We start from the raw sequence: 25,536 nt of genomic DNA on the forward strand, positions 1-25,536 counted from the left end.
TACGCTTTCCGGTGTCCCGTCGAGCGCGCCGCGCGTGTGCTCCCGGCCCTTCGCCGGGCCGGTTCCCCAGGTGACCCCGACCGAAAGCTGATGCCGTCGTGCGCCGCCCGTTCCGCCGTTCCGTGCTGCTCCTCGCCCTGTGGTGCTCGGTGACCGCCCTCGCCGGGTGCTCCCCCGCCGCCGGTGGCCCGGCCGGGGCGCGGCCCGCCACCGCCGCGTCCTCGACGGTGCGGCTGCCGCCCGCGGACGCTGTCTTCGACTACCAGTTGGGCGGCGCGTACCCGCCGCGGGGCGACGTGCGGGTGGTCTCCCGCGACCGCACCGCGAAACCGGCGAAGGGCCGCTACTCCGTCTGCTACGTGAACGCCTTCCAGACCCAGCCCGGCGCGGCGGTCGGCTGGTGGCGGCGCCACCACCCCGAGCTGCTGCTGCACGAGGACGGCGACGACGGACCGCTGGTCATCGACGAGGACTGGGACGAGCCGCTGCTGGATGTGTCCACGCCCGCGAAGCGCACCGCCGCCGCGAAGATCGTGGGCGGCTGGATCGACGGCTGCGCCTCGGCGGGCTTCGACGCCGTCGAGGCCGACAACCTCGATTCGTACGAACGCTCCGGCGGGCGGCTCGGCGCGGACGACGCGGCGGCGTTCGCCGGGCTGCTGGCGCGGCGGGCGCACGCGCGGGGGCTGGCCTTCGCGCAGAAGAACACCGCCGATCTGCTCGGGCGGAAGGACCGGATCGGCTTCGACTTCGCGGTGACCGAGGAGTGCGCCCGCTACCGGGAGTGCGACCGCTATCTGTCCGCCTACGACGGCCGGGTCTTCGACATCGAGTACCGCGCCCGGGACTTCACCGGCGGCTGCCGTCACTGGGGCGAGCGTCTCTCCCTGACCCTGCGCGACCGTGACGTACGGCCGGCGGGGGAGGACGGCTACGTCCGCCGGCACTGCTGAGACCGGCGCGGAATCCGGCCCGGCCCCCTACCGGGAGGGGTTCGGGCACGGCGCGGCCGCCGGATGAGGTTGACTTCACAGGGACAGTGGGCAGGCGAGAGGGGCGGACGCGATGCCGGAAGTGTCCGGTGGGGCGGAAGGGACCGGGGAGCGCCGGGCACCCGGGCCGAGGAGGACGAGGATGCAGGGAACGGAACGCCGGTGGCGGGCGGCGCTGACGGTGGCCGCCGTGGTGCCGTGCTGCGCCGCGGCGGCGGTGGTGTGGGGCGCCCGGCCCCTCCCCGGGCCCGCCGGGCGGACGGGGGTGCTCGCCGGTCTGCTCGACGCGGTGGTGTCCGCCCTGCGGCCGGCCGACGGATGGCTGGTGGCGGGCGGTGCGCTGCTCGCGCTGCTGGGCGTGGCGATGGTCGCGCTGGCCCTGGCGCCGGGCGGGCTCCGGGAGGGCGCCGGGGTGCGGCTGCCGGGCGCCGCCCTCGACCGGCGCGGGGTGGGGGCCCTGCTGCGGGACACCGCCCTGCGGGTGCCGGGCATCGCGCGGGCCCGGGTGCGGGTGCGGGGCGGCCGGGCCGTGGTCCGGGCGGTGCTGGTGTTCGGCGATCCGGCCGAGGCGCGGGCCGCGCTCACCGCGGAGCTGCGGGCCCTGCGCGATCTGCTGGGCCTCGTCGGGCCGCCGCGTCTGGTGATCCGGCTCGCACCCGCCCACCACCTGATGCCCTGACCCGGGCGTCGTCGCCCCGGGGCGCGTTCCCGACATCACCCCTGCTCACGTGAAGGATGGATACGACATGGCCGGGAGCGGTTCGGGCCGCGTACCGCCGGGCGCCGTCGCGCCGTGCCGCCGCGGGAGGTCCGGGTGAGCGCCGGGGCCGCCCCGCGCGGCGGGCGGCGGCGGGCGCTGCCGACGGCGCGGCAGTGGCGTACCGCGCTGCGCCGGACGCCGCTGTCGGTGTGGCACGACGATGTGACGGACTGGGCGGCGAGCCTGACGTACTACTCCGTGCTGGCGCTGCTGCCCTCGACGATCGTGACGGTGTCGCTGATCGGGCTGGCCGATCCGCCGGCCACCGAGCAGTTGATCAACCATCTGACGTCGCTGGCGCCGGCCGAGTCCGGGCCCACCCTGCGGCGGGCGCTGGTGGGCATGGCGCATCAGCGGACCGCCGCGTGGATGCTGGTCGGCGGTGCGCTGGTCAGCGCGGTCTGGTCGTCGTGCAGCTATCTCGCGGTGTTCCGGCGGGCGCTGCACGCGATGAACCGGGTGAAGGACGACCGGCCGCCGTGGCGGAAGGCGCCGCGCATCCTCGCCACCGCGCTGCTGCTGATCGCGCTGCTCATCAGCTCGGCGGTGGCGCTGCTGGTGAGCGGGCCGATCGCGACGGCGCTGGGCCGGGCGCTGGGCCTGGGCGAGGCCGGTGAGGAGACCTGGAACCTCCTCCAGTGGCCGCTGCTGTTGCTGCTGGCCGTGGTACTGGTGATGGTGCTGTACCGCTCCGGCCCGCCGCCCTCGCGCGGGGTGCCGCGCGCCGTGCCGGGCGGGGTGGTCGCGGTGCTGATGTGGCTGGTCTCGTCGGCGGCGTTCACCTTCTACGCGTCGTACGTCGGCACGTTCAACCGCCTCTACGGGTCGCTGGCCGGGCCGGTGGTCTTCCTGATCTGGCTGTGGTTCTCCCATCTGTCGCTGCTGTCGGGCGCGCAGTTCAACGTGGAGCTGCGGCGGGCGGGGTGGCACGGCGGTGAGCGGGACGGCCGCGTCCACGGGGACGACCGGGAGGCCGGGGCCGGTCCGGCGGGCGGGCCGGGCCGCGCGTCCGGGGCCGAGGGCGCGGCGGGGCCGGCGCCCGGGGAGGAGTCCGGGGAGGAGTCCGTAGCGCCTTCGCGGCCGGGGCGCGCGGCGGGGCCGGGGCAGCGGGCGGATGACGGGCCGGATGCCGGTTCCCGGCCGGACGCCGGTCCCGGACCGGGCACCGCGCCGGGCTCCGTGCCGGACGCTCCGGGCCCGGACCCGGAGCCGTCCGCGCGGGGGAAGGTGCCACGGCCCGGTCCGGGGGTCAGCCGCCCCTCGGGCTGAGGCCGCGGGCGGTGGCGCGGTCCCGGCCTCCGGCCCGGCGTACCGGCCCGGCGTCCGGTTCGTCCGGTTCCCTGGCACGACGGCGCCCCGGCCGGTCCGGGCCCGGTGGACCCCGGCCGGGCGCTCCGGCCACGGGCCGCCCGCCCCCGTGGCCGCCCCGCGTCCGCCCCCTCAGTCCGCCCCGTGCGCGGCGGCGATGGCCTCGATGCGGTGGGCCAGGGCGAAGTCGAGGGCGGTGATGCGGCCGCCGGCGCTGTGGGTGTTGACCGCGACGGCGAGCCGGTTGTAGCCGAGGGTCAGATCGGCGTGGTGGCCCAGTTCCTCCTGGATCTGGGCGATGTGGAGGACCATCGCGGCGGCCGGGAAGTGGCCCGCGAAGTGGTAGCCGCGGCGCAGCAGCCCGTCGGAGACCGACCAGCCGGGCAGGTCCCCGAGCCGGGCGTCGATGTCCTGGTCACTGAGCGGTTCCGGCTGGGGCATCCCGTCGCCTCCTCGTCGTCCCCCGGCGCGGCCGCTCCGCACCGGGCGGCCCGGCCGCGCGGACGTGCCCGCGGCCGTCGGCCCGTACGGCTTCCAGCGTGGCACGCGGGTGCGGGCGGGCGCCCGGCGGCGGGCCGGGCGGGCCGGTCACGGCGCCGGGGCGTCCTCGGGGACCGCCGCGTCGGTGGTGCGGGAGGTACGGCGGGCGGCCATCCAGGCGTAGACGAGGATGCCGGCGAAGAGGAAGAGCACGCCCTGGTAGATCGCGGCGTATCCGGCGCCGGCGACGAGCCAGAAGGTGAAGCCGAACGCGGCGAGCGCCATGGCCAGGTCGCGGGCGAAGCGTGCCGGGCGGACCCGGTCGCGTTCGCCGGTGAGCAGGAAGTAGATCTGCGCGCCGGCCGCGAGGAGGTAGGGGACGGTCGCCGAGAAGGTGGTGATGAGCACCAGGATCTCGAAGACGCCGCCGGCACCCAGCAGGTAGTTGATCACCGTCAGGCCGCTGGCCAGCACCACGGCGGCCAGCACGCCGAAGGTCGGCACCCCGCGGCGCTTGGTCAGGAAGGCTGCGGGGAAGAGCCCGTCCCGCGCGGCGGCGTACGGGGACTGCGCGGACATCAGCGTCCAGCCGTTGAGGGCGCCGACGATCGAGATGACGGCGGCGGCGGCGATCAGCGTGCCGCCCCAGTGGCCGCCGAACATCGCGTCGACCGCGTCCGAGAACGGCGCCTTGGAGCGGACCAGCGCCGCGTGGGAGACGGTGCCGAAGACGGCGACGGTGCCCAGGAGATAGACGAGGGCGGCGCCGAGGGTGCCCAGGACCGTGGCCCGGCCGACGTTGCGCTCCGGGTCGCGGACCTCGCCCGCGCTCATCGCCGCGGACTCCACGCCGACGTAGCTGTAGAGCAGGATCGCCGCGGCGGCCGAGAGTCCGCCGAGGGTGCCGGCGTTGCCCTCGGTGAACGGGCCGAGGTTGTCCGGGTCGAAGAAGAACAGTCCGACGACCGCGATGAACAGCAGCGGGACGAACTTCAAGACCGTGGAGACCAGCTGGACGGCGGCGACGTAGCGGGTCCCGGCGAGGTTGGCGAGCGCCGGGAGCCACAGCGCGGCCAGCGCCACGGCGAGGTCGGTGCCGCGCCCCGCGTGGCCGGGCAGCAGGACGTGGACGTAGCCGACGGCGGCGACCGCGAGGGCCGCGTTGCTGACCCAGGTCATGGTCCAGTACGACCAGGCCGACAGGAAGCCGGCGAAGTCGCCGAACGCCTCGCGGGCGTAGACGTAGGGACCGCCGGTCTCCGGGTGGCGGCGGGCCAGCTTGCCGAAGACCAGGGCGAGCGCCACCGCGCCGAGGGTGAGGACGCCGAAGGCGACCAGGCTGACCGTGCCGTACGGGGCGACGGACGCGGGGAGCAGGAAGATGCCGCCGCCGATGATGTTGCCCATCACCAGGCAGGTGGCGGTGGCGAGTCCGAAGCGGCGGGCCGGCGGGGGTGCGTCGGTGGTCGCGCCCGTTGCGGGGGGCCGCTCGTCGGGGCTGCGGTGCATGGAGGGGGTGTCTCTCGTCGTGCGGGGTGTCCGGAGTGCCGGACTGATGCACATGGTCACCGGTTCGGGGCGGGGCGCAAAATCGCCGCGAATGCTCCCGTCAACCGTTCGCCGGGACGGAGGATCTCCGGCACGGCGGGCGGCGCGCGGAAAACCCGGGGGCACCTCCGAACGGGTGTCCGTCCTGGTGGGGGGCGGGCGGCGCCCTCACACCTCGTCGGCGACCGGCGTGGCCGTGGGTGCCTCGTGGGACTCCGCCGCCTCGCGCAGCCAGCGGCGCAGGACGTGGTGGACGCGGGCGGCGCCGGTCAGCGGCGGGGCGCCGTCGGGGACCGGGGGCGAGAGGTCGGCGGGGGCGAGCAGGAAGGGGCGGCTCTGGTCGCCGCCGAGGCCGCCGTGCGAGCCGATCTGTTCCTCGAAGGCGTGCACCTCGCCGGTGGCCGGGTCGTAGGCGGAGTTGACCATGATGTCGGCGACGTGCGGGAAGGTGTCGGTGCGGCGTACCGCGTCGGCGGCGCCCGGACCGAACGGGGCGAGCGGGTCGGTGCCGATGATCCGTCCGGTGTCGAGGTGGTGTTCGGCGCCCGCCGGGCCGAGCACCACCGCGCCGTGCGCCGCCGAGCGGACCAGCAGGAAGCCGATGCCGGGGTGGTTGGCGAGGGTGGTGAGCAGGGCCGGGTTGCGGCGGTCGAGCTCCTCGCGGGTGACGCGGCCCGGCATGTCCGGGAACGACACCAGGCCGAGGTTGCCGGAGGCCAGCACCACGGGTTGGGAGGCGGTGCGGTGGCCGTCGCCGGACCGGCCCGGGGCGGCTCCGTTCCGCCGCGTCCGCCCGGGGCGCTCCCCGGCCGCGTCCTCGGGCCGGCCCAGGGCGGCGCGTGCCGCCTCGCGGGCCTCGGCGCCGCTGCGGGTGCGGCCCGCCCGGCGCGGCACCGGCAGCCCGCACCCGGCGCGGACGAGGTCGCCGAGGCTCAGCCCGTAGCGCGCCAGGAACGTCTCGCCGGGGCTCTGGCCGTGGTCGGAGAGGAGCACGATGCGGTACGGGCGCGGGGCGTGCCGGGCGGCCTCGGCGATCAGGGCGAGGGCGCGGTCGAGGCCGCGGAGCACCTGGTGGGTGTCGCGGTGGCGGGGGCCGCAGTGGTGGGCGACCTCGTCGTAGGCGACGAGGTCGGCGTAGACGGCGGTGCGTCCGGCGACGAGGTCGCCGACGATCGCGGCGACGACCACGTCCCGTTCGACGACGGTGGCGAAGGCGCGCAGGACGGGGTAGAGACCGCCGCGGCCCACCCGGGGCGTCTCGCGCCGGGCGCGGGCGCGCAGCGACTGGCCCGTCTCGCGGAGGAGTTCGGCGACGAAGGAGACGGCGGTGCGGGTGGCGTTGGCCGGGTCGGAGAAGTAGGCGAAGTAGCCGGCGCGGGAGCGGGTGGCGCGGCCCCGGCGGGCGGCGACCGACATGACGAGGGCGAGCTGACCCGCGCCGCCGCTGAAGAGGTTGCCGCGGCTGGCGCCGTCGTCGGCGAGGAGTCCGGGGTGGCCGGTGCGGGCCACCGCGCGGCGCTGGAGTTCGGCGGCGGCGGTCGGCCGGTTGCTGACGAGGGTGCGGCCGCTCTCCTTCTCGTACCAGCGGAAGGCGGGCAGGTCGTGGTTGGTGCCGTGCAGGATGCCGAGCTGGCTGGCGCCGGTCTGGCTGGACCAGTCGGTGTGCCAGGGGGTGAGGCGGTGACCGTCGGCGCGCCAGCGGGCCACCGTCGGCATCAGCGGCCGCTCGCCCTCGGTCGCGTCACGCAGCACGTCGTGGCCGACGCCGTCGAGCTGGACGAAGAGGGTGCCGGGGGTGCGGGGCGCGGCGGCCTTGGCGCGGCGGGCCCGGCGTCCGGCGAGCCGCACCAGCCGTCTGCGGTACGCCTCGTCGTTGCGGACGGCGAGGAAGGCGGAGGTGGCCGAGGAGGTCGCGGACATCGCGGCGGCGACGATCACGGCGGTCTCGGGGGCGACCTGGCCGCGGCCCTCGGGGAGCAGCCCGAGCGCGACGAGCAGCAGCGAGCCGTTGAGGAAGAAGACCAGCAGGCCCAGGACGAGGGCGGGGACCAGCAGGAACGCGCGGACCAGCAGCGGCCAGACCAGCGCGCCGAGGAGGCCGAAGGCGCCGGCGCCGTAGACGGCGCTGAGCGCGGTGCGGGTGAGGCTGTCGCCGCCGGGCGACTGGAGGCGGAAGTCCGGCAGCGCGGTGGCGAGCACCAGCAGGGTGAGGCTGGAAACGGCCCAGACGGCGAGTACGCGCAGCGCGGCGCCGCCGAGGGATCTCCACCGCCCGGTCACGGCCTTCCTCTCCTTCGCTGCGGCCCCGGACCGCACGGCACGGGCGTCCGCCCCAGCCTGTCATATACGCGTAGCTCCTCGGCCTTGGCCCAGTGATCGGCGGGAATGGAGCGGTATGCGGCCTCGTGTCCCGTTGGCCCCGGGGCGGGGTGCGGGGCGGGGATGAGGCAGGATCGACTCCCGGCGCGCGGGAGAGGGTCCGGCGCCGGGAGTCGGGAGGTGCGCGGTGCCGGTGGAGATCACCTGGTGGGGACATGCCACCGCGACGATCGAGGACTCCGGGGTGCGGGTGCTGACCGATCCGCTCTTCACCCGCCGGCTGGCGCATCTGCGGCGCCGCCGCGGCGCCCTGCCCCCGCCCGAAGCGGCCCGCGCCGATCTCGTCGTCGTCTCCCATCTGCACGCCGACCATCTCCACCCCGCCTCCCTCGCCCGCCTCGCGCCCGGGACCCGTCTGGTGGTGCCGCGCGGCGCGTTCGCGGCGGTGCCGGCGCTGCGGCGGGTGGTGCGCACCCGCGGGCTGCGGCTGACGGAGGTGGCGCCGGGCGGGACGGTCGCCGCCGACGCCGCGGGCACGGTCACCGTCACCGCGGTCCCGGCGGCGCACGACGGGCGGCGGCTGCCGTACGGACCGCACCGGGTGCCCGCCCTGGGCTACGTCGTCCGGGGCACTGCGCGGACGTACTTCGCGGGCGACACCGGGCTGTACGACGCGATGGCGGAGGCGGTCGGCCCGTGCGAGGTGGCGTTGCTGCCGGTCGGCGGCTGGGGGCCGTTCCTGGGCGGCGGGCATCTGGACGCGCGGCGCGCGGCGCGGGCGGCGGCGCTGCTGGACCCGGTGTGCGCGGTGCCGGTGCACTACGGCACGTACTGGCCGATCGGTCTGGACGCGGTGCGGCCGCACGAGTTCCACGCGCCGGGCCAGGAGTTCGAGCGGCAGGCGGCGCGGCTGGCGCCGGGGGTGCGGGTGTACCGGCCCGCGCATGGCGAACGGGTCCGGCCGGCGGTCGCGCGGTGACGCCCGCGCTGCTGCTGGCGGCCGCGGTGCCGCCGGAGTCGACCCAGCAGGCGGTGGGCTATCCGTCGCTGTTCCTGCTGGTGGTCGTGGGCTCGCTGGTGCCGGTGGTGCCGACGGGCGCGGTGGTCAGTTCGGCGGCGGTGGTCGCCTTCCACCACGCGTCGCCCCTCGCGCCGCTGTACGTCTTCGCGGTGGCGTCGCTCGCGGCGTTCCTCGGCGATCTGGGCCTGTACGGGCTGGGCGCCCGCGGGCTGCGCGCCGGGAGCGGGTCGCGGTGGCCGGAGCGGCTGCGGGACCGGGCGGCGCCGGAGCGGCTGGCGCGGGCGCGGGAGCAGTTGCGTACGCACGGGGTGCTGGTGCTGACGGTGTCGCGGCTGGTGCCGGCCGGGCGGATCCCGGTGATGCTGGCGTGTCTGCTGTCGCGGATGCCGCTTGCGGCCTTCGCCCGCGGCGATGCGCCCGCCTGTCTGGCCTGGACGGCGACGTACCAGCTCATCGGGGTGGCGGGCGGTTCGCTGTTCGGCAGTCCGTGGCAGGGCGTGGTGGCGGCGGTGGCGCTGACCGCGCTGGTCGGCGCGGTCCCCGCGGTGTGGCGGCGGGTGCGGGAGGCGCGCGGCGGGGTGTGAGCACCGGTCAGGTCTCGGGCAGTGCGCGGGAGGCGCCGACCGGCAGGTCCCAGAGGTCCTCGCGGGGGCGCCCGGTGGCCTGCCAGGCGGCGCGGACGCGGTGCAGCGGCTCCATCGGCGGCTCCCCGGAGAGCAGGAACGTCGACCAGTGCATGGGGGCCAGCGCCCGCGCGCCGAGGTCCTGGCAGGCGCGGACCGCCTCCTCCGGGTCGGTGTGCACCGGCCGCAGCATCCACCGCGGGTCGTACGCGCCGATCGGCAGCAGCGCCACGTCGATGCCCGGGTGGCGGCGGCCGATCTCCTCGAACCAGTGGCCGTAGCCGGTGTCCCCGGCGAAGTACACCCGGCGTCCGTCGGGCGCGGTGAGCACCCAGCCGCCCCACAGCGTGCGGCAGGTGTCGAGGAGGGTCCGCTTGCTCCAGTGGTGCGCGGGGACGAAGTCGACGCGTACGGGGCCGCCGGGCGCGGGTAGTTCGACCGCCTCCCACCAGTCGAGTTCGGTGACGGCGGTGAAGCCGCGGCGCCGGGCCCACGGTGCGAGGCCCGCCGGGAGCAGCAGCGGGGTGGTGCGCGGCAGCCGCTTGAGGGTGGGCGCGTCGAGGTGGTCGTAGTGGTTGTGGCTGATGACCACCGCGTCGACGGGCGGCAGATCCTCCCAGCGGACGCCGACGGGCGTGACGCGGGCGGGGGTGCCGAGGATCTTGCGGGACCAGACGGGGTCGGTCAGGACGGTCAGCCCGCCGATGGTCACGATCCAGCTGGCGTGCCCGGCCCAGGTGACGGCGGTGGTGGCGGGCCCGGCGGCCGGCAGCGGGCCGGGCGCGAACGGCAGGTCCTGGATCTGCGCCAGGGTCTGAGGCGCGGGCCGCAGTTTGCCCTCCCGCGCGATCCGGGCCAGCGCGCGGACGCCGGGCAGCGGGGCGGTCAGCCGGTCGGTGAAGTCCCGCGGCCAGGTGCGGGGTTCGCCCAGCGGCCGGGGCGCGGTGAGCGGCGGGGCGTCCCGGCGGACGGCAGCCCCGGGCCGCCGCACCGCGGAACGGGCCGCGGCGGCCCGCCCCGGGGACGCGGCGGACCCGCCGGGCGGGGACGCGGGGACGGAGCGTTCGGTCTGTTCGGTCATCGCGGTGCTCCCTTTCGGTGAGGTGGGACGGCGGGGCGGGCGGGCACGGGTGCGGTGGCGGGCGGGCCGGTGCGGCCGGGCTACGAGCAGGGGCCGGGACGGGCGGGCCGCGGGTCGGGGCGGACGGTGGCGGGTCGCGGACACGAGGCGGGAGAAACGGGCAGCGGGATGATGACGGCCTGTCAGCCGCCCGAGGTCAGCGCGGTCAGGGCGCGGTCCAGGCCGGCCAGGGCCTCGGCCACCGGGGCGGTGCGCAGCGGGTCGGGGGCGCTCAGGACCGGGGGGCGGGCGTCCGGGTCGGGGCCGAGGAGCGCGTCGGTGCCCAGGCGGACGCGGAGCGCGCCGGGGTCGTCGCCGAACCGGTGCCCGCCGCGCGCCGCCCAGGGCGCCAGCTCCCGCTCCAGCGCGGCGGCCCCCGTGACCCCGGCGGCGGCCAGCGGGCGGCGGAGCGGTTCGAGGTCGGCGTAGAGGTGGCTGCCGGAGTGCGGCGGGCGGCAGAGCGCGCCGGCGGCGGTGAGGGTGCGGTACAGGGCGGCGGCGAGGGTGCCGTGCAGCCGGGCGGCGGCCGCGGTGCGGGCGCGGACCGGTGCCGGTTCGCCGAGCGCGTACCGGGTGGCGTCGGCGAGCGGGCCGGGCAGCGGGGGGTGCGCGGCGCCCAGCGCACCCAGGGTGGCGGCACGCAGCGCGGCGCCGCGCTCCCCCGCCGGGAAACGGGCGGTGCCCACCGGCCAGGACGCGGGCAGCAGGGTGGCCCGCAGGTCGGTCAGCACCACGACGTCCGCGGGCAGCATCTCGGCGGGGCTGAGCACCACCGTGTCGTGCGGATCGTGCAGCAGATCGCGGCGCGTCTCGTCGCTGACCACCCACATCCCCTCCCCCACGGCCGCCTCGCAGACCTCGTGCAGCAGCTCGGGCGGCGGACAGGTACCGGTCGGATCGTCGGCGACGGAGAGCACCAGCACCCCGGGCCCGTCCCCCTCCAGCCGGGCCCGGCGGACGGTCTCCAGGAAGGCGAACGGGTCCGGCGCGCCACCCGATTCGGCCGGTACGGGCGCGAGGTGCACGGCGCGGCCGAGCAGCCGGGCGGGCGGCGCGTACCAGGCGGCGCAGGGCCGGGGCAGCACCACGGCGCCGCCCACCGCCGCGTACAGCGCGAGGAGCAGGGCCGGGGCGCCGGGCCCGAGGAGGAGGCGGTCGGGGCCGGTGGCGGGGACGCGGCGCGCGGCGTGTCCGGCGGCGGCGGCGCGCAGCTCCGGGGAGCCGCCGGGCGGTTCCGGGTCGGCGCGTCCGGCCGCGGCGGCGAGGCGGTCGGCGAGTTCGGGGAGCACCGGGAGGCCGGGCGGGTCCGGGGCGGGCTCCGGCCGCGGATCCGGGACGGTCCGCTGCATCCGTACCTCCACAGTGCACACGACGGAACGGGGCCGCCGACGCCCGGCCGCGGCGCCGGCGGTGCGCCGACCGGCCGTCGTCCGCGTGGGTCGTTCATGGGCCCATCACATGAATCACGCCCGGCCCACCTTGGCAGATCCCGCGCCCGGGGCACCCCCGACACGGCAGCGGACCCCGCGCCACGCCCACCCGGCCGGACCTGACCGCGGCATCACCATCCGAACGGAGCAACGGGGAGGCGGACGGGCCGGGGTGTGCGGTGGGCGGGGACCGGTGGCGCGGGCGCCGGGCGGGCAGCGGACCGTGGCGACCGGGTGCGGGGCCGGGGTCGCTGCGGTGGTCCGCCGCCCTTCCGGAGCCGTGCGCGGGGGGGGGTGCTGTCGTGTCCGGACCCCTGCTCGGGGTACAAGGGGGCGCATGCGAACACTCCTGTCCCGTGTCGACCGACGGCTCTTCGCCACCATCGCCGCGCGCGAGTGGCCCGGCGCGCAGCGCGTTCTGCCGCGGCTGACCCGCGGCGCGGACCACGGGCTGCTCTGGCTGGGGCTCGCGGCCGGCGCCGCGGCGCTCGGCGGGCGGCCCGCGCGCCGTGCCGCCGTCCGCGGGGTCGCCTCCCTCGCCGTGGCCTCCGCGACCGTCAACACCCTGGGCAAACGCTCCGTGCGGCGCGAGCGCCCGCTGCTGGACCCGGTGCCCGTCATACGCCGTCTGCGCCGCCAGCCCTTCACCTCGTCGTTCCCGTCCGGGCACGCGGCGTCCGCGGTCGCCTTCGCCACCGGGGTCGCCTTCGAGAACAGGTGGTGGGGGCTGGCGCTGGCGCCGCTCGCCGCGTCCGTGGCGTTCTCCCGCGTCTACACCGGGGTGCACTACCCCGGTGACGTGCTGGCGGGCGCCGCGCTCGGCGCCGGGGCCGCCTTCGCGGTGCGCGGCCTCGCCCCGACCCGCGCCCAACTCGCGCCGCCGGCCCGGCCGCGCGCCGACGCGCCCGCGCTGCCCGGTGGCCGCGGACTGTTCGTGGTGGCGAACCAGGGGTCGGGGCAGCGCGGCGAGACCCGGCCGGACCGGGCGCCGGAGGTGCACGGCTCGCTGCCCCGTGCCACGGTCGTGACCTGCGGCGGGGCGGACGCCCCCGATCTGGACAAGGCGCTGGAGGAGGCCGCGGAGCAGGCCAAGCGGTGCGGTGGCGCGCTGGGGGTGCTCGGCGGCGACGGCACCGTCAACGCGGCGGCCGCCGTCGCGGTCCGGCACGGCCTGCCGCTGGCGGTGCTGCCCGGCGGCACCCACAACCACTTCGCCTACGACCTGGGCATCGAGACGATCGGGGAGGCCGCGCGCGCCGTGGAGGACGGTGAGGCGGTCGCCGTGGACCTGGCGTGCTTCCGCACCGCACCGCACCGCGAGGGGCAGTACTTCCTCAACACCTTCTCGATCGGCGCCTACCCGGAGCTGGTCCGGCTGCGGGAGCGCTGGGCGGGCATGATCGGCGCCTGGCCGGCGGGGGTGCTCGCCGCCTGGCACGTCCTGCGCACCGCCGAGCCGGTCTCCGCCGAGATCAACGGCCGCCGGATGGAGCTGTGGATGCTGTTCGTCGGCAACTGCTCCTACCGCGGGCTGGGCCTGACGCCCGTACGCCGCCACGATCTGGCCGACGGTGTGCTGGACGTACGGGTGGTGCGGGCCGGCCGGCTGGCCCGCACCCGGCTGCTGGTCGCGGCGCTGACCGGCACCCCGCGCTCCTCCCCCGTCCTCAAGGAGGCGCGGCTGCGCAGTATGCGCATCGACGGGCTGCCGGCCGGTACGGACCTGGCGTACGACGGTGAAGTCGCCGCCGCTCCGGGCCCGTTGACGCTGACGAAGGAGAACGAGGCGCTGACGGTCTACCGCCTGTTGCCCGAATCCTGAGATATCTCTCTCGTCATGCAAGACGTCGGCGTACGGTGGTTCCGCACGCCGCGAGGGCGCCCGTGCCACCGGCACGGGCGCCCCGGGGACCCGGGGCGGCCCGCCGGATCGGGCCGCCGTCCGACGCCGCGAAGGAGACCCCCATGCCGCAGGAAACCGCCGTCTACACCCACGGCCACCACGAGTCCGTCCTCCGCTCGCACACCTGGCGCACCGCCGCCAACTCCGCCGCCTACCTGCTGAGTTCCCTCAAACCGCACATGCAGGTCCTGGACATCGGCTGCGGCCCCGGCACCATCACCGCCGACCTCGCCGCACTGGTGCCCGACGGCCAGGTCACCGCCCTCGACCACGCGCCCGGCATCCTGGAGAAGGCCCGCGCCACCGCCGAGGAGCGGGGTCTGACCAACGTCCGCTTCGCGGTCGGCGACGTCCACGCACTGGACTACCCGGACGACACCTTCTGCGTCACCCACGCCCACCAGGTGCTCCAGCACGTCGGCGACCCCGTCCAGGCGCTGCGGGAGATGCGCCGGGTGACCAAGCCCGGCGGCATCGTCGCCGTCCGCGACGCGGACTACGCGGCGATGACCTGGTACCCCGAGGTCCCCGGCATGGACGCCTGGCTGGACCTCTACGAGCGGGTGGCGCGCGCCAACGGCGGCGAGCCGGACGCCGGGCGGCGCCTGCACGCCTGGGCCCGCGAGGCGGGCTTCGCCCCGGAGGCGGTCACCGCGACCGCCTCCGCCTGGTGTTACCGCACCCCCGAGGAACGCGCCTGGTGGAGCGGCCTGTGGGCGGACCGCACGGTCTCCTCCGCGTACGCCGAGCGCGCGGTGGACGGCGGCCACGCCACCCCGCAGGAGCTGACGGAGATCGCGGAGACCTGGCGCACCTGGGGCGCCACCGAGGACGCCTGGTTCGCCGTACTGAACGGTGAACTCCTCTGCCGGGTATGAGAAGACGCGGGGGCGCGGGAGCGGAAGGCGCGGGCACACGGGGGGGGCGCGGCCGTCCGACCGCGCGGCGCGACGGCCGTACGAGCTGCGGTCCGGGCGCACCGGGCACGCGAGGCGCGGCACACGGCGGCGCGGCCGTACGGCCGCCCGTGGTGCACGCCCCCCGGGGCCGCACCGCAGTCGCACAACCGTGCCCCGCACCGTTCCTGACGGTCCGTCCGATCTGTTGATCGCGTAGCGCCCGCCGCCTCAACTACCCTGCCCCGCATGGACATTCTGGGGACTTCCTTGCGGGTGTGTGTCGGTGATCTGGACGCGGCGGTCGGGGTTTACGAGCGGTTGACCGGGGCGGAGGCGGTGCGTTTCCGGCGCGGGCCGGTCGCGGTCGCGGCGGTGGGCTGCTTCTTCCTCATGAGCGGCCCCGAGGCGGAACTCTCGGTGCTGTCGAAGGTGACCGCGACGCTGGCCGTCAAGGACGTGGACGAGGCGGTGACCGATCTGCAGGCGGTCGGCGCGGAGATCATCGCCGGTCCGCTGCCGACCCCGATCGGCCGCAACCTCATCGCCCGCCACCCGGACGGCTCGGTCTTCGAGTACGTCGACCGCCAGGCCGCCTGACCCACCGTCACCAGCCGCCACCAGCCGCCACCAGCCGCCCGGGGCGCCGGTACCACCGTGTCCGCCGGAGAACCCGGAGGACCGGCAGCGGGACCGGGGCCCCGGCGCCGTCGCCGGGGCGCGCGGCCGGCGCCCCGGCGCGGGCTGCGCCGTCAGCCGCCGGTGGGCGGGGTGCGGCCGGTGAGGGTGTACCGGACGGTCACGCCACCTCCAGCACGACCTTCCCCCGGACGTGGCCGCCCTGGCTGAGGCGGAAGGCGTCGGCCGCCGCGGCGAGCGGGAAGGTGGCCTCGACCGGGACCGTCAGCCGGCCGGCGTCCGCCAGGGCGGCGAGGGCGGTGAGATCGGCGCTGTCGGGCCGCACCCACACCATGTGTCCGCCGCGGGCGGTGACCTCGCCGTCGGCGATCGACGCCACCCGGGACGCGTCCTTGAGGACCTCCTGGGAGACGGCCACCACCCCGCCGCCGACGAAGTCCAGCGCCGCGTCCACACCATCGGGGGCGAGCTCCCGTACCCGCTCGGCGAGCCCGGGACCGTAGCGCACCGGCTCGGCGCCGAGGGAGCGGAGGAAGTCGTGGTTGCGCTCGCCCGCGGTGCCGATGACGCGGGCGCCCTCGGCCACGGCGATCTGCACGGCGAGCGAGCCGACCCCGCCGGACGCCGCGTGCACCAGCACCGTCTCGCCGTGGCGCAGCCCGACCCGGCGGATCGACTGGTACGCGGTCAGCCCGGCGAGCGGCAGCCCCGCGGCCTGCTGCCAGCTCAGCGCCGCCGGGCGGCGGGCGAGGGTGCGCACCGGCGCGGCGACCAGCTCGGCGTAGGTGCCGTGCTGGACGGCGTCCTTGCGGACGTAGCCGATGACCTCGTCGCCGACGGCGAATTCGGTGGCGTCGGCGCCGGTGGCCACCACCTCACCGGCCACGTCCCAGCCGGGGATGAGCGGGAAGTAGACATCCATCATCGGATCGAGCCCACCGGCGACGACCTTCCAGTCGACCGGATTGACGCCGGCGGCCCGCACGCGGACGAGGACGGAATCGGGGCCGACCTTGGGGTCGGGGCGGTCGGCGAGCGTGAGGACCTCGGGCCCGCCGTAACTGTTCGCAATGATTGCCTTCATGTTCGTCACAACGCGTAACCATCGCGGATGATTCCGCGCCCCGCTGCTCTCTCCGGATGAATTTCCCGGACGCGGCGGGGACGAGGGCCGGGCGCCCCGGCACGCCCCGCGCCGCCGGGAAATTCCCGCGCGCCGTCGCCCCTGCCCCCTCTACGCTGTCCGCGCCCTCCGGCGGCGCCGGGCGGTACGGACAGGCGGGGCGGCACGCCCGGCACACCACGGAGTACGGAAAGACGGGCCGATGGCAGCGCAGCACACCTACCGAGTGATCGTCCGCGGCACCTGGGACCGCCTGTCGGAGGAGTCCCGCGCCACTCTCCTCGCCGAGGTGGACGACCACGGGCTGGCGCAGTTGCGGTTCACGCCCGAGGGTTCGCTCGCCTACGACGCCGCGCTGGTGTCGTTCAGCTACCGCTACACCGTCGTCTCGGACGCCGAGGACGGTGAGGAGATGGCCGCCGCTCTCGCCGAGGAGAAGGCGGAGGCGGCGCTGCGGGCCGCCGGGCACGGCTACCGCAACCTCCGCTCCACCGCCACCGACATGGACACGATGAAGATCAACCGCAAGGGCCGCTGACGGCCGCCGGGGCCCGACCCGGCCGGGCCTCGGCTCCGTCAGGTCGCCGTCTCCCGCGCCACCATCTCGCTGGTGATCGCCCAGCGCTCGTGGTCGCGCCAGGCGCCGTCGATGAAGAGGAAGTCCGGCGAGAAGCCCTCCAGCCGGAAGCCCGCCCGGCCCACCAGCGCGAGGGAACGGGCGTTGCCGGGCTGGATGTTGGCCTCCAGCCGGTGCAGCCCGAGGACGTCGAAGGCGTACCGCAGGATCAGGCCCAGGCCCTCGCTCATCAGGCCGCGTCCGGCGGCGTGGGCGAAGCCGCCGTAGCCGATCGCCCCGCAGCGGAAGGCGCCGTGCACGATGTTGTTGATCGTCAGATAGCCGGCGAGGGCGCCGCCGTCGCGTTCGCAGATCAAGAAGCCCTCGCGCAGCGGTTCGCGGAGTTTGGCGGTGTACCCGGCGTACGCGTCGGCGTCGCACGGCGGGGCGAGCCACGGGTGGTGCAGCGCGGCGCTCTCCCGCGCGCGGGCGGTGAACTCCGCGCAGTCCTCCGGGGTGAAGTGCCGGATGCCCACCCGGGGACCCGTCGCGAGATAGTGATCATCGGTCATCGGGCGATCGTACGGAGCGGCGGGCGCGCGGGGCCAGGGCCGTCCGGACGGCGGCGCGGTGCCGGGCCGTGGCGGTCAGCCGTCGCGCCACCGGGGCGCGTCCGCGCCGCACCGGCCGGGCGGGGTGGCCCAGTCCGCGGGCCCGCCGTCGAACGTGACGGGCGAGGCGGCGTACCGCAGCCGGCCGAGCGGGCCGTCCGTGGTGCGCAGATGGTGCTCGGGGTCGTACGTGCCGTCGTCCGCGGGGCCGGGCTCCAGGTCCGGGGCGGCGCCGTGCACCAGCCAGCGGGCGGTGCGGGCCAGGGAGACCGAGGTGAGCCGGGCGTCGCCGGTCTCCATCTGTTCGGTGAGGGAGCGCAGCACCGCGGCGGCGAGCAGATAGCCGGTGCCGTGGTCGAGCGCCTGGGCGGGCAGGGCGCCCGGGGTGCCGTCGGCGTCCGCCTCGACGGCGGCGATACCGGTGGCCACCTGCACCAGGCTGTCGAAGCCCCGGCGGCCGCCCCAGGGGCCGTCCTCGCCCCAGGCGGAGAGGCGGGCGAGGACCAGTCCCGGGCGGCGTTCGGCCAGCGCCTCGGGGGCGAGGCCGAAGCGGTCGAGGGAGCCGGGGCGGTAGCCGGTCACCACCACGTCGGCACCGGCCAGCAGTTCCTCGAAGCGGGCCCGGTCGGCGCGGGCGCCCAGGTCGAGAGTGGTGGAGCGTTTGCCGAACCCGGTGTCGTCGTGCGCGTCCTGGCTCTCCGGCAGCTGCGGGGCGTCGATACGCAGCACATCGGCGCCGAGCAGCGCGAGCGTGCGGGTGGCGACCGGGCCCGCGATGACCCGGGTCAGGTCCAGGACCCGCAGCCCGTGGGCGGGCAGCAGCTCAGGGCCGGTCAGGGGCGGCAGGCGGCGCGGCCCGGCGCCCGCGCCGAGGCGCTGGCGGGTGACGAGCGGGTGGGTGGCGACGGTCGCGCCCTGGCCGTGGACGGCCCACTCCTCGGGCGTGCGGGCGGCGACCGCCAGCCCGCCCGCCGCGTACACCGCTTCCTGGACCTCTTCGGCGCGCCGTCCGGACAGTTCGGCGGCGACGGCGGTGGCGTCGGCGGACGCGGGCAGGCCGAGGGCGTGCAGCAACCGCTCGCGGTGGTGCGGGTAGTTGGCGTGGGTGCGGACCCAGCCGTCGGCGGTGCGCCAGAAGCGGGAGAGCGGGGCGAAGGTGGAGGCGGCGCGGCCGTCGACCCGCAGATGGCGTTCGCTGACGAAGGCGGTCGCCACCGCGGCGTCGTCGACGCGGACGGCGGGGACGGGGCGTGCGGTGCGGTGGGCGGCCAGTTCGGCGGCGGCCAGTGCGCAGCAGGCGACCGCGGCGCGGGCCAGGTCCCGTACCGGCAGCCGGGCGGGCAGCAGTCCTTGTGGTCCGGTGTACCGGATCCGGTCGGTCAGCTCCGGGGCGCCGCCGAGCGCCGCCCACGCCTGCGCGGTTTTCCCGCCGTCTCGTTGCCCCATGGGCGCAGTCTGGCACCGTGCGCCGGGCCGGGGGTAGCCGGGGTGGGGCGGTGGGCGGAGCGCCGGAGCCGTGGTGGGGCGGGTGGGACGGCAGGTGCGGTGCACGGCGGAAGAGGACCGTCTCCGTCCGCTGCCGGGCGGTGCCGTACGGGCACCGGCCGCGGGGCGGCGGCGCGGGCCGGACGTCCGTGACCGGCCCCGGGAGGGCGCCCGCCCCGGACGTGGGGACGCGCCGCCCCGGAATTCCCGGGGCGGCGCGCGGCGCCCGCCGGATGCGCCCTCCGCCCTACCGCACGCTCCCCGCGACGACGGGGAGTTCGAGGACCCCGGTGTCGTCGGGCGCGCTGGTGACCGTCACCGGCTTGATGCCGCGATTGCCCTTGTAGGCGCCGTCGCTCGCGGCGATCGTGAAACGGAGCCGGTGGCCGGGGGCGTAGCGGTGGACGATGCCCGGCAGCTGGACGGTGAACTTCCGGGTGACGTCGGGGACCCGTACCGGCGCCACCAGGCGGTGCACCAGCGTCTGCGAGCCGTCCGGCGCGATGTCGTAGAGCTTGGCGAAGAGCACCAGCCGGTCGGCGGCGTCCGTGCTGTGCTGGGTCTGCTCGGTCCGGGGCGAGACGACCTTCAGCGTCGCCCGGGGGATGCCCGCGACGTCCAGCGGTTCTCCGGTGACGGGCGCGGAGGTCCAGTTCAAGGCGGTGCCCGGCAGGTCGTACGGGGCCGGGTCGGACATGCCCAGCGTCCCGGCGAGGGAGCTCTCCGAATGGCTGGTGGGGACCGGCCAGTTGCGGTACTCGCGGCTGCCGCGGACCACCTCGGCGCGGCTGCCGACGAGCGTGCCGTCACCGGAGAGGTACAGCTTGCGCGCGCCCGCCGCCGGGAAGGTGTCCGCGGTGGCGTACGTGTCGCCGTCGGCGGCCCAGTCCCGGTAGTAGGCGAACGCGGGGCCGGTGTCCGTGGCGGTGCGGTGGTGGAGGTAGCGGTCGAACCACGCCAGGACGCGGCGGCCGACGTAGCTGGTGTCCAGGTTGCCCTTGCCCAGGTCGAGTTCGCCGGGCGCGGGATCGGCCATCCCGCCGCTGTGGCCCCAGGACTGCCAGATCATCTTGGTGTCGGTGCCCTGGGCCGCGAGGGTGCGGTAGGTGGCGGCCGCCTCGTTGAGGTTGAAGAGGGTGTCGGCCTCCCCCTGGACGAGCAGGGTCGGCGCCTTGACCGACTTCAGGTACGACACCGGCGAGACGCTGCGCGCGTACGTCAGCATCTGACGGGTGCGGTCCTCGGGGTAACTGCCGGAGTCCAGCAGCCGTTTGGTGCGGCAGGCGCCGGCGACGAAGTGCAGACAGCCGGCGCTGCCGGTCCGGGACGGGTCCAGGCTCGGGTTCAGCAGCCCCTGCGCCTCACCTATCAGGAAGAACCCGCTGGTCCACTCCTTCTTGTACGCACCGGGGAGCGGACCGCTGACCCCGTCGGTGCGGCCCGCGTTGTTCGGGTCGAGGGAGTACGACAGATCGTTCCAGGTGATGAGGGGGACGAGGGCGTCCACCCGGTGGTCGACGGCGGCGGTGGCCATCTGGATGGCGCCGCCGTAGGAGCCGCCGATCATGCCGACGCGGGGGTCGGGGGCGGCGCCCTTCGCGGTGCGGTCCTTGGTGACGTAGTCGATGCGGGTGCCGTCGTCGGCGGCGCGCGAACCGGCGAGGAAGTCGATCAGTTGGCTCGCCGCCACCCCGTCGGTCCGCGGGTCGTCCAGCGAGATCGGGCAGCCGGACCTGCCGAAGCCGAGCCCGGAGTAGGCGAGGGCGACGTAGCCGCGGGCGGCGAACGCCCGCGCCGTCGCGGCGGTGGAGCCGTCGGACTTGCTGCCGCCGAAGCCGTTGGTGGTCAGCACGGCGGGCGCCGGATGCGCGGCGTCGACGCCCGCCGGGCGGTAGAGGTCGGCGTCCACGGTGCAGTCGCGGTCGCCCGCGTGGACGGTGAGTTTCAGCGCGGTGGTGGTGTACGGGCCGGCGGACGCGGCGGTGGCCGGGGCGGCGAGGGCGAGCGGTGCGGTGAGCGCCGTGGCGGTCACGGCGGTGAGGGCGGCGCGGAGTGCGGGGCGGGTGGTGCGGCGGTGCGCGGGGCGGAAGACGCTGGGCACGAGGACCTCCACGAGACGTGCCGTACCCACCAGTCGGTAACGGCGCGCTCATGCTCCGGTACGCCCGACAGGGGTGTCAACGGCCCGGACAGGAGGGATTCGGGCCCGTCAGGGGGCAGTTGGTGCCGGCGCGCGCACCGTCCGCCGCCCTGCGCGCCGGGGCCGCCGGGCCGCCCGGCGCGGGGCGGCCCGGCGGCCGGGTTCAGGACCGCAGGTCGAGCGGCGTCAGGTCCGGCCGCTCGAAGCCGAACGCATGGGCGTACAGGGCGAATTCGGACTCCAGGGCGCGGATCATGGTGTCGGCGCGGCGGAAGCCGTGGCCCTCCCCCTCGAAGGCGAGGTAGGCGTGCGGGACGCCGCGTCCGGCGACCTCGGCGAGGAAACGGTCGCACTGCGCGGGCGGACAGATGACGTCGTCCAGGCCCTGGAGCAGCAGGAACGGCGCCCGGACGCGGTCGGCGTGGTGCAGCGGCGAGCGTGCGCGGTAGCGGTCGGGGACCTCCGCGAGCGGGCCGACGAGGGATTGCAGGTACTGCGATTCGAAGTCGTGGGTCTCGCCGGTGGCCCAGCCCGCGAGGTCCAGGATCGGGTAGCTGATGGTGCCGCAGGCGTACAGGTCCGTCGAGGTGAGGGAGGCGGCGGTGGTCCAGCCGCCGGCGCTGCCGCCGCGGATGGCGAGCCGAGCGCGGTCGGCGGTGCCCTCGTCGGCCAGCGCCTGGGCGACGGCGGCGCAGTCCTCGACGTCGACCACGCCCCACTGCCCGCGCAGCCGTTCGCGGTAGTCGCGGCCGTAGCCGGTGGAGCCGCCGTAGTTGACCTCGGCGACGCCGATGCCGCGGGAGGTGAAGTAGGCGATCTCCAGGTCGAGGACGAGCGGGGCGTGGCCGGTGGGGCCGCCGTGCGCCCAGACGACGTACGGCGGGAGTTCGCCGTCGGGCGCGGTGTGGTCCGGGTTGTGCGGCGGATAGAGGTGGGCGTGGACGGCGCGCCCGCCGGGCCCGGTGAAGGTACGGGCCTCGGGCCGCGGGTAGTGGGCCGGGTCGACGGCGTCGGTGTGGCGGTGGGCCAGGACGCGGGCCCGGCCGGTGCAGGTGTCCAGTTCGACGATCTCGTAGCCGGTGCGGTGTCCGGCGGCGACACCGATGACGCGGCTGCCGTGGACGGCGAGGGCGGGCGCCCACTCCGTCCAGGGGCCGGCGGTGTCGACGAGGTCGCCGCTGACCGGGTCGAGGATGCCGAGGGCGGTGGTGCCGTGGCCGTGGAGGGTGGCGACGGTGCCGCTCTCCAGGGGCAGGAACCACCGTGAGCCGATGTTCCACAGCGGCCCGCCGAACTCCTCCTGCCGGGCGCCGCACAGCCGCCGGGGCTCCTTGGCCCGGTCGCCGTCGATCTCGGTGCGGTACAGCTCCCACCAGCCCTCACGGTCGGAGGCGAAGAGCAGCGCGCCGTCCGGGGCCCATTCGATCTGGGCGACGGACTCGCCGCGCTTGCCGGGCGCGGGCACGTCGGGGCCAAGGTCGCCGAGGAGCGGGCGGACGGCGGTGAACTCCCCGCCCGTGACGTCCGCGAGCATCACGAGGGTGCCGTCCCACGGCATCCGGGGGTGATCCCAGGCGAGCCAGGCGGCGTGCCGGCCGTCGGGCGCGAGGCGCGGGCCGGTGACGAAGCGGTGGCGGTCGTCGCTCAGCTCCCGGACGGCCGCGCGGTCGTCGGCGGCGGAGCCGTCGAGGGGGACGGCGGCGACGAGGCGGCGGACGTCGGTGGGCCCGTCGCCGGTGAACTCCTCCAGGACACACCAGACCTCGTCGCCGACGAGCACCGGATCGGCCCAGCGCAGTCCGTCGCCCACGGGTGAGAGCGGGGTGAGGGGCCGGGGCTCCGCGTCGTGGTCGGGTGCGTAGGCGTAGAGGCGCTGGTCGGCGAAGTGGCTGAAGACGACGAGCGGCCCGTGGCCGGTGACGGTGCCGGCCCAGGGCTGGCCGCCGTACTCGTGGACGCGGCTGCGGACGTTCCAGGGCGCGGGGAGGACGGACTCCTCCGTGCCGTCGGCGCGATGGCGGACGAGCGCCCGGCGGCCGCCCTCGGCGGGGCGCGGCGCGGTCCACCAGATCTCGTCGCCGATCACGCCGATGAAGGCGGGGCGTCCGTCGTGGGCGGCGACGGCCTCGGCGTCCACGGGGGACGTCCAGGTTCCGTAGGGGGCCGTGGTCACCATGCGGGGTCTTCCTCCTTGTGCACCGGCGGGGCCGGATCGTGGGGTGCGCGGACGACGGGGCGTGGCGGGCGCGCGGGCGGCCCCGGGCGGGGCGTACGGCCGCGCGGGCGGTCAGGCGCGGAGCAGGAAGCGGTCCAGGACGCGGACGCCGAAGTGCAAGGCGTCGACGGGCACGCGTTCGTCCACGCCGTGGAAGAGCGCCTGGTAGTCGAAGCCCGGCGGGAGCTTGAGCGGCGAGAAGCCGTAGCCGGTGATGCCGAGCCGGGAGAACTGCTTGGCGTCGGTCCCGCCGGACATGCAGTACGGGACGACATGGGCGTCCGGGTCGAAGTGCTCCAGGGCGGCGCGCATCCCGGCGAAGGCGGGCGAGTCGACGGGGGCCTGGAGGGCGACCTCGCCGTGGTCGACCGTCCAGTCGACGCCGGGTCCGGTGAGCCGGTCCAAGGTGGCGCGGAACTCGTCCTCGCCGCCGGGCACGATCCGGCCGTCCACCTGGGCGGCGGCGCTGCCGGGGATGACGTTCACCTTGTAACCGGCGTCCAGCATCGTCGGGTTGGCGCTGTTGCGGACGGTCGGCTCGACGAGGGCGGCGGCGGTGCCGAGACGGGCGAGGAGTGCGTCGACGTCGAAGCCCGGTGCGTCCGGGTCGGCGTCGATGCCGTGCAGGGCGGCGAGTTCGCGGAGCGCGGCGCGGACGGTGGGGGTCAGCCGGACCGGCCAGCGGTGCTCGCCGATGCGGGTGATCGCGGCGGCGAGGCGGGTGACGGCGTTGTCGCGGTTGACCTTCGAGCCGTGGCCGGCGCGGCCGTGGGCGGTCAGTTTCAGCCAGGCGGTGCCGCGCTCGCCCGCAGCGACGGGGTAGAGGTGCAGCCCGGAGTCGGTGTGGAAGGAGAAGGCGCCGGATTCGCTGATGCCCTCGGTGCAGCCCTCGAAGAGCGCGGCGTGCCGGTCGGCGAGGAAGCCGGAGCCGTCCTCGGCGCTGGCCTCCTCGTCGGCGGTGAAGGCGAGGACGATGTCGCGGCGCGGGCGGACGCCGTCGCGGGCCCAGCGGCGGACGGTGGCGAGCACCATCGCGTCCATGTTCTTCATGTCGATGGCACCGCGCCCCCAGACGACGCCGTCGCGGACCTCGCCGGAGAAGGGGTGCACACTCCAGTCGGCGGGCTCGGCCGGGACGACGTCGAGGTGGCCGTGGACGAGGAGGGCGTCGGCCGACGGGTCGGTGCCCTCGATCCGGGCGACGACGTTGGTACGGCCCCCGGTCCGCTCCAGCAGCGCCGGTTCGAGCCCGGTCTCCGCGAGGGCCTCGGCGACGTACTCGGCGGCCGGGCGCTCCCGGCAGGTGCCGTCGCCGTGGTTGGTGGTGTCGATGCGGATCAGGTCGGAGGTGAAGCGGACGACCTCGTCGAGGGCCTTGTCGTCGACGGCTCCGAAGTGCTGCTCAGCCATACTGTTCCTCCACGGCGGACGAGGCGAGAGTGGTGACCGCCTTGAAGCAGCGGATCCCTTCGTACATGTCGTCGCTGGTGTAGGCGACGCGGCGCTCCCCGCAGCGTTCGACGCCGGGGACGCAGGAGGCGGCGCCGACGAGGTGCTCGGCGTCGAACTCCATCTCCACCCGGAACGGCCCGCCGCGCGCGGGCTCGTGGCGGACCGCCAGCGCGGTGGCCTCGCGGGCCGCCTCGCGGATGTCGGCGGCGGTACGGGCCGGGGGCCGGCAGACGGCGGCGTAGCGGGAGACGTAGTCCTTGACGGCGACGGTGCGGGCGCCGGGGGCGTAGCCGCGGGCGTCGGCGCAGGTGCGGTCGTCGCCGGTGACGAGGACGACGGGGACGCCGTACTCGGCGACGACGAGGGCGTTGAGGTACCCCTCGCTGGCGCGGGTGCCGTTGACCCAGACGCCGGTGAGGGAGTTGGCGAGGTAGGTGTGGGCGAGGACGCCTTCGGTGCCGGCGCCGGTGTGGTAGCCGACGAAGGCGATGCCGTCGACGTCGCCGTGCTGGACGCCCTCGACCATGCTCAGGGCCTTGTGGCGGCCGGTGAGCATCCGGACGCGTTCGTCGAGCTGTTCCAGCAGGAGGTTCCGCATCGTCCAGTGCGCCTCGTTGATCAGCACCTCGTCGGCGCCGCCGGCGAAGAACCCGGCGGCCGCGGCGTTGACGTCGGAGGTGAACATATGGCGGCAGCGCTCCCATTGGGGCGTGCCCGGCAGCACGTCGGCGGGCCAGGTGACGCCGGTGGCGCCCTCCATGTCCGCGCTGATGAGGATCTTCACAGGTTCGCGCCCTCTCGCCGGTCAGAAGCTGTCCGTACCGTCGTGACCGCGGGCCCGGCGGCCGCCCCTGCGGGGGCACCGGGTCCCGTGTTCGACCGGCCCATCCAAGCATCCTCCGCCGCGGCGGCGCC

The 25,536-nt window shown here is 76.3% G+C and carries 20 protein-coding genes and 1 pseudogene; 9 read left to right on the forward strand and 12 right to left on the reverse strand.

What is annotated here, in order from left to right:
• Nucleotides 1–98 precede the first annotated feature (98 nt).
• The 3 genes and pseudogenes from ACZ4M8_RS23730 to ACZ4M8_RS23740 form a co-directional block, all read left to right on the forward strand.
• Nucleotides 99–953 carry an endo alpha-1,4 polygalactosaminidase gene (locus ACZ4M8_RS23730; protein WP_467610429.1) on the forward strand — a complete coding sequence of 285 codons (855 nt, stop codon included), beginning with the start codon at nucleotides 99–101 and terminating at the stop codon, nucleotides 951–953.
• Nucleotides 954–1,134: 181 nt separating this feature from the next.
• Nucleotides 1,135–1,671, forward strand: a complete 537-nt coding sequence (locus ACZ4M8_RS23735) for a DUF6286 domain-containing protein (RefSeq protein ID WP_467610431.1) — start codon at nucleotides 1,135–1,137, stop codon at nucleotides 1,669–1,671.
• A 135-nt stretch (nucleotides 1,672–1,806) separates the two neighbouring features.
• Nucleotides 1,807–2,676, forward strand: a pseudogene (locus ACZ4M8_RS23740) (YihY/virulence factor BrkB family protein); the annotation flags it as partial.
• Between the two features lie 516 nt (nucleotides 2,677–3,192).
• Here the strand turns inward: ACZ4M8_RS23740 and ACZ4M8_RS23745 are convergent.
• From ACZ4M8_RS23745 to ACZ4M8_RS23755, 3 genes are all read right to left on the reverse strand, one after another.
• A complete protein-coding gene (locus tag ACZ4M8_RS23745) occupies nucleotides 3,193–3,501 on the reverse strand; it encodes a 4a-hydroxytetrahydrobiopterin dehydratase (protein ID WP_399083618.1) in 309 nt (102 codons plus the stop codon).
• Nucleotides 3,502–3,648: 147 nt separating this feature from the next.
• Nucleotides 3,649–5,049, reverse strand: coding sequence for an amino acid permease (locus ACZ4M8_RS23750; protein ID WP_467610433.1), 1,401 nt, complete (start codon nucleotides 5,047–5,049; stop codon nucleotides 3,649–3,651).
• A gap of 207 nt (nucleotides 5,050–5,256) precedes the next feature.
• Nucleotides 5,257–7,368, reverse strand: coding sequence for a phage holin family protein (locus ACZ4M8_RS23755; protein ID WP_467610435.1), 2,112 nt, complete (start codon nucleotides 7,366–7,368; stop codon nucleotides 5,257–5,259).
• Between the two features lie 226 nt (nucleotides 7,369–7,594).
• Between ACZ4M8_RS23755 and ACZ4M8_RS23760 the strand changes: the two genes are divergently transcribed.
• Both ACZ4M8_RS23760 and ACZ4M8_RS23765 read left to right on the forward strand, forming a co-directional pair.
• On the forward strand, nucleotides 7,595–8,386 hold the full coding sequence (locus ACZ4M8_RS23760; RefSeq protein WP_467610437.1) for an MBL fold metallo-hydrolase: 792 nt from the start codon (nucleotides 7,595–7,597) through the stop codon (nucleotides 8,384–8,386).
• Nucleotides 8,383–9,012 carry a DedA family protein gene (locus ACZ4M8_RS23765; protein ID WP_467610439.1) on the forward strand — a complete coding sequence of 210 codons (630 nt, stop codon included), beginning with the start codon at nucleotides 8,383–8,385 and terminating at the stop codon, nucleotides 9,010–9,012. Before ACZ4M8_RS23760 ends, ACZ4M8_RS23765 begins: the two co-directional genes overlap by 4 nt.
• Before the next feature lie 7 nt (nucleotides 9,013–9,019).
• Here ACZ4M8_RS23765 and ACZ4M8_RS23770 read toward each other — a convergent pair whose 3' ends face one another.
• Entirely contained in the window at nucleotides 9,020–10,132 is a 1,113-nt protein-coding gene (locus ACZ4M8_RS23770; RefSeq protein ID WP_467610441.1) for an MBL fold metallo-hydrolase, read from the reverse strand.
• A gap of 182 nt (nucleotides 10,133–10,314) precedes the next feature.
• On the reverse strand, nucleotides 10,315–11,520 hold the full coding sequence (locus tag ACZ4M8_RS23775) for an aminotransferase class I/II-fold pyridoxal phosphate-dependent enzyme (RefSeq protein WP_467610443.1): 1,206 nt from the start codon (nucleotides 11,518–11,520) through the stop codon (nucleotides 10,315–10,317).
• A 418-nt stretch (nucleotides 11,521–11,938) separates the two neighbouring features.
• On the opposite strand from ACZ4M8_RS23775, the gene ACZ4M8_RS23780 reads away from it, so the two are divergent.
• The 3 genes from ACZ4M8_RS23780 (at nucleotide 11,939) to ACZ4M8_RS23790 (ending at nucleotide 15,000) form a co-directional block, all read left to right on the forward strand.
• Entirely contained in the window at nucleotides 11,939–13,423 is a 1,485-nt protein-coding gene (locus ACZ4M8_RS23780) for a phosphatase PAP2 family protein (RefSeq protein WP_467610445.1), read from the forward strand.
• A 143-nt stretch (nucleotides 13,424–13,566) separates the two neighbouring features.
• A complete protein-coding gene (locus ACZ4M8_RS23785) occupies nucleotides 13,567–14,382 on the forward strand; it encodes a class I SAM-dependent methyltransferase (protein WP_467610447.1) in 816 nt (271 codons plus the stop codon).
• 267 nt (nucleotides 14,383–14,649) lie between these two features.
• Entirely contained in the window at nucleotides 14,650–15,000 is a 351-nt protein-coding gene (locus ACZ4M8_RS23790; protein ID WP_467610449.1) for a VOC family protein, read from the forward strand.
• A gap of 199 nt (nucleotides 15,001–15,199) precedes the next feature.
• On the opposite strand, the gene ACZ4M8_RS23795 is transcribed toward ACZ4M8_RS23790, so the two are convergent.
• Nucleotides 15,200–16,123, reverse strand: coding sequence for an NADP-dependent oxidoreductase (locus ACZ4M8_RS23795; RefSeq protein ID WP_467610451.1), 924 nt, complete (start codon nucleotides 16,121–16,123; stop codon nucleotides 15,200–15,202).
• Between the two features lie 241 nt (nucleotides 16,124–16,364).
• Here ACZ4M8_RS23795 and ACZ4M8_RS23800 point away from each other — a divergent pair, with 241 nt between their 5' ends.
• A complete protein-coding gene (locus ACZ4M8_RS23800) occupies nucleotides 16,365–16,700 on the forward strand; it encodes a DUF6204 family protein (protein WP_467610453.1) in 336 nt (111 codons plus the stop codon).
• A gap of 38 nt (nucleotides 16,701–16,738) precedes the next feature.
• Here ACZ4M8_RS23800 and ACZ4M8_RS23805 read toward each other — a convergent pair whose 3' ends face one another.
• The 6 genes from ACZ4M8_RS23805 to ACZ4M8_RS23830 all read right to left on the reverse strand — a co-directional run bounded on the left by ACZ4M8_RS23805 (nucleotide 16,739) and on the right by ACZ4M8_RS23830 (nucleotide 25,405).
• Nucleotides 16,739–17,290 carry a GNAT family N-acetyltransferase gene (locus ACZ4M8_RS23805; RefSeq protein WP_467610454.1) on the reverse strand — a complete coding sequence of 184 codons (552 nt, stop codon included), beginning with the start codon at nucleotides 17,288–17,290 and terminating at the stop codon, nucleotides 16,739–16,741.
• 75 nt (nucleotides 17,291–17,365) lie between these two features.
• The gene (locus ACZ4M8_RS23810) at nucleotides 17,366–18,775 is read right to left on the reverse strand and encodes a CoA transferase (RefSeq protein WP_467610456.1); all 1,410 of its coding nucleotides are present in this window, start codon (nucleotides 18,773–18,775) and stop codon (nucleotides 17,366–17,368) included.
• A 286-nt stretch (nucleotides 18,776–19,061) separates the two neighbouring features.
• On the reverse strand, nucleotides 19,062–20,846 hold the full coding sequence (locus tag ACZ4M8_RS23815; protein ID WP_467610626.1) for a CocE/NonD family hydrolase: 1,785 nt from the start codon (nucleotides 20,844–20,846) through the stop codon (nucleotides 19,062–19,064).
• Between the two features lie 271 nt (nucleotides 20,847–21,117).
• Nucleotides 21,118–23,130, reverse strand: coding sequence for a dipeptidyl-peptidase 5 (locus ACZ4M8_RS23820; RefSeq protein WP_467610458.1), 2,013 nt, complete (start codon nucleotides 23,128–23,130; stop codon nucleotides 21,118–21,120).
• Between the two features lie 111 nt (nucleotides 23,131–23,241).
• Nucleotides 23,242–24,579 carry a M20/M25/M40 family metallo-hydrolase gene (locus tag ACZ4M8_RS23825; RefSeq protein ID WP_467610459.1) on the reverse strand — a complete coding sequence of 446 codons (1,338 nt, stop codon included), beginning with the start codon at nucleotides 24,577–24,579 and terminating at the stop codon, nucleotides 23,242–23,244.
• Nucleotides 24,572–25,405, reverse strand: a complete 834-nt coding sequence (locus ACZ4M8_RS23830; protein WP_467610461.1) for a M55 family metallopeptidase — start codon at nucleotides 25,403–25,405, stop codon at nucleotides 24,572–24,574. The genes ACZ4M8_RS23825 and ACZ4M8_RS23830 overlap by 8 nt, the downstream gene beginning before the upstream one ends.
• Between the last annotated feature and the right edge of the window lie 131 nt (nucleotides 25,406–25,536).

Source organism: Streptomyces sp. NPDC027185, from assembly GCF_055567035.1.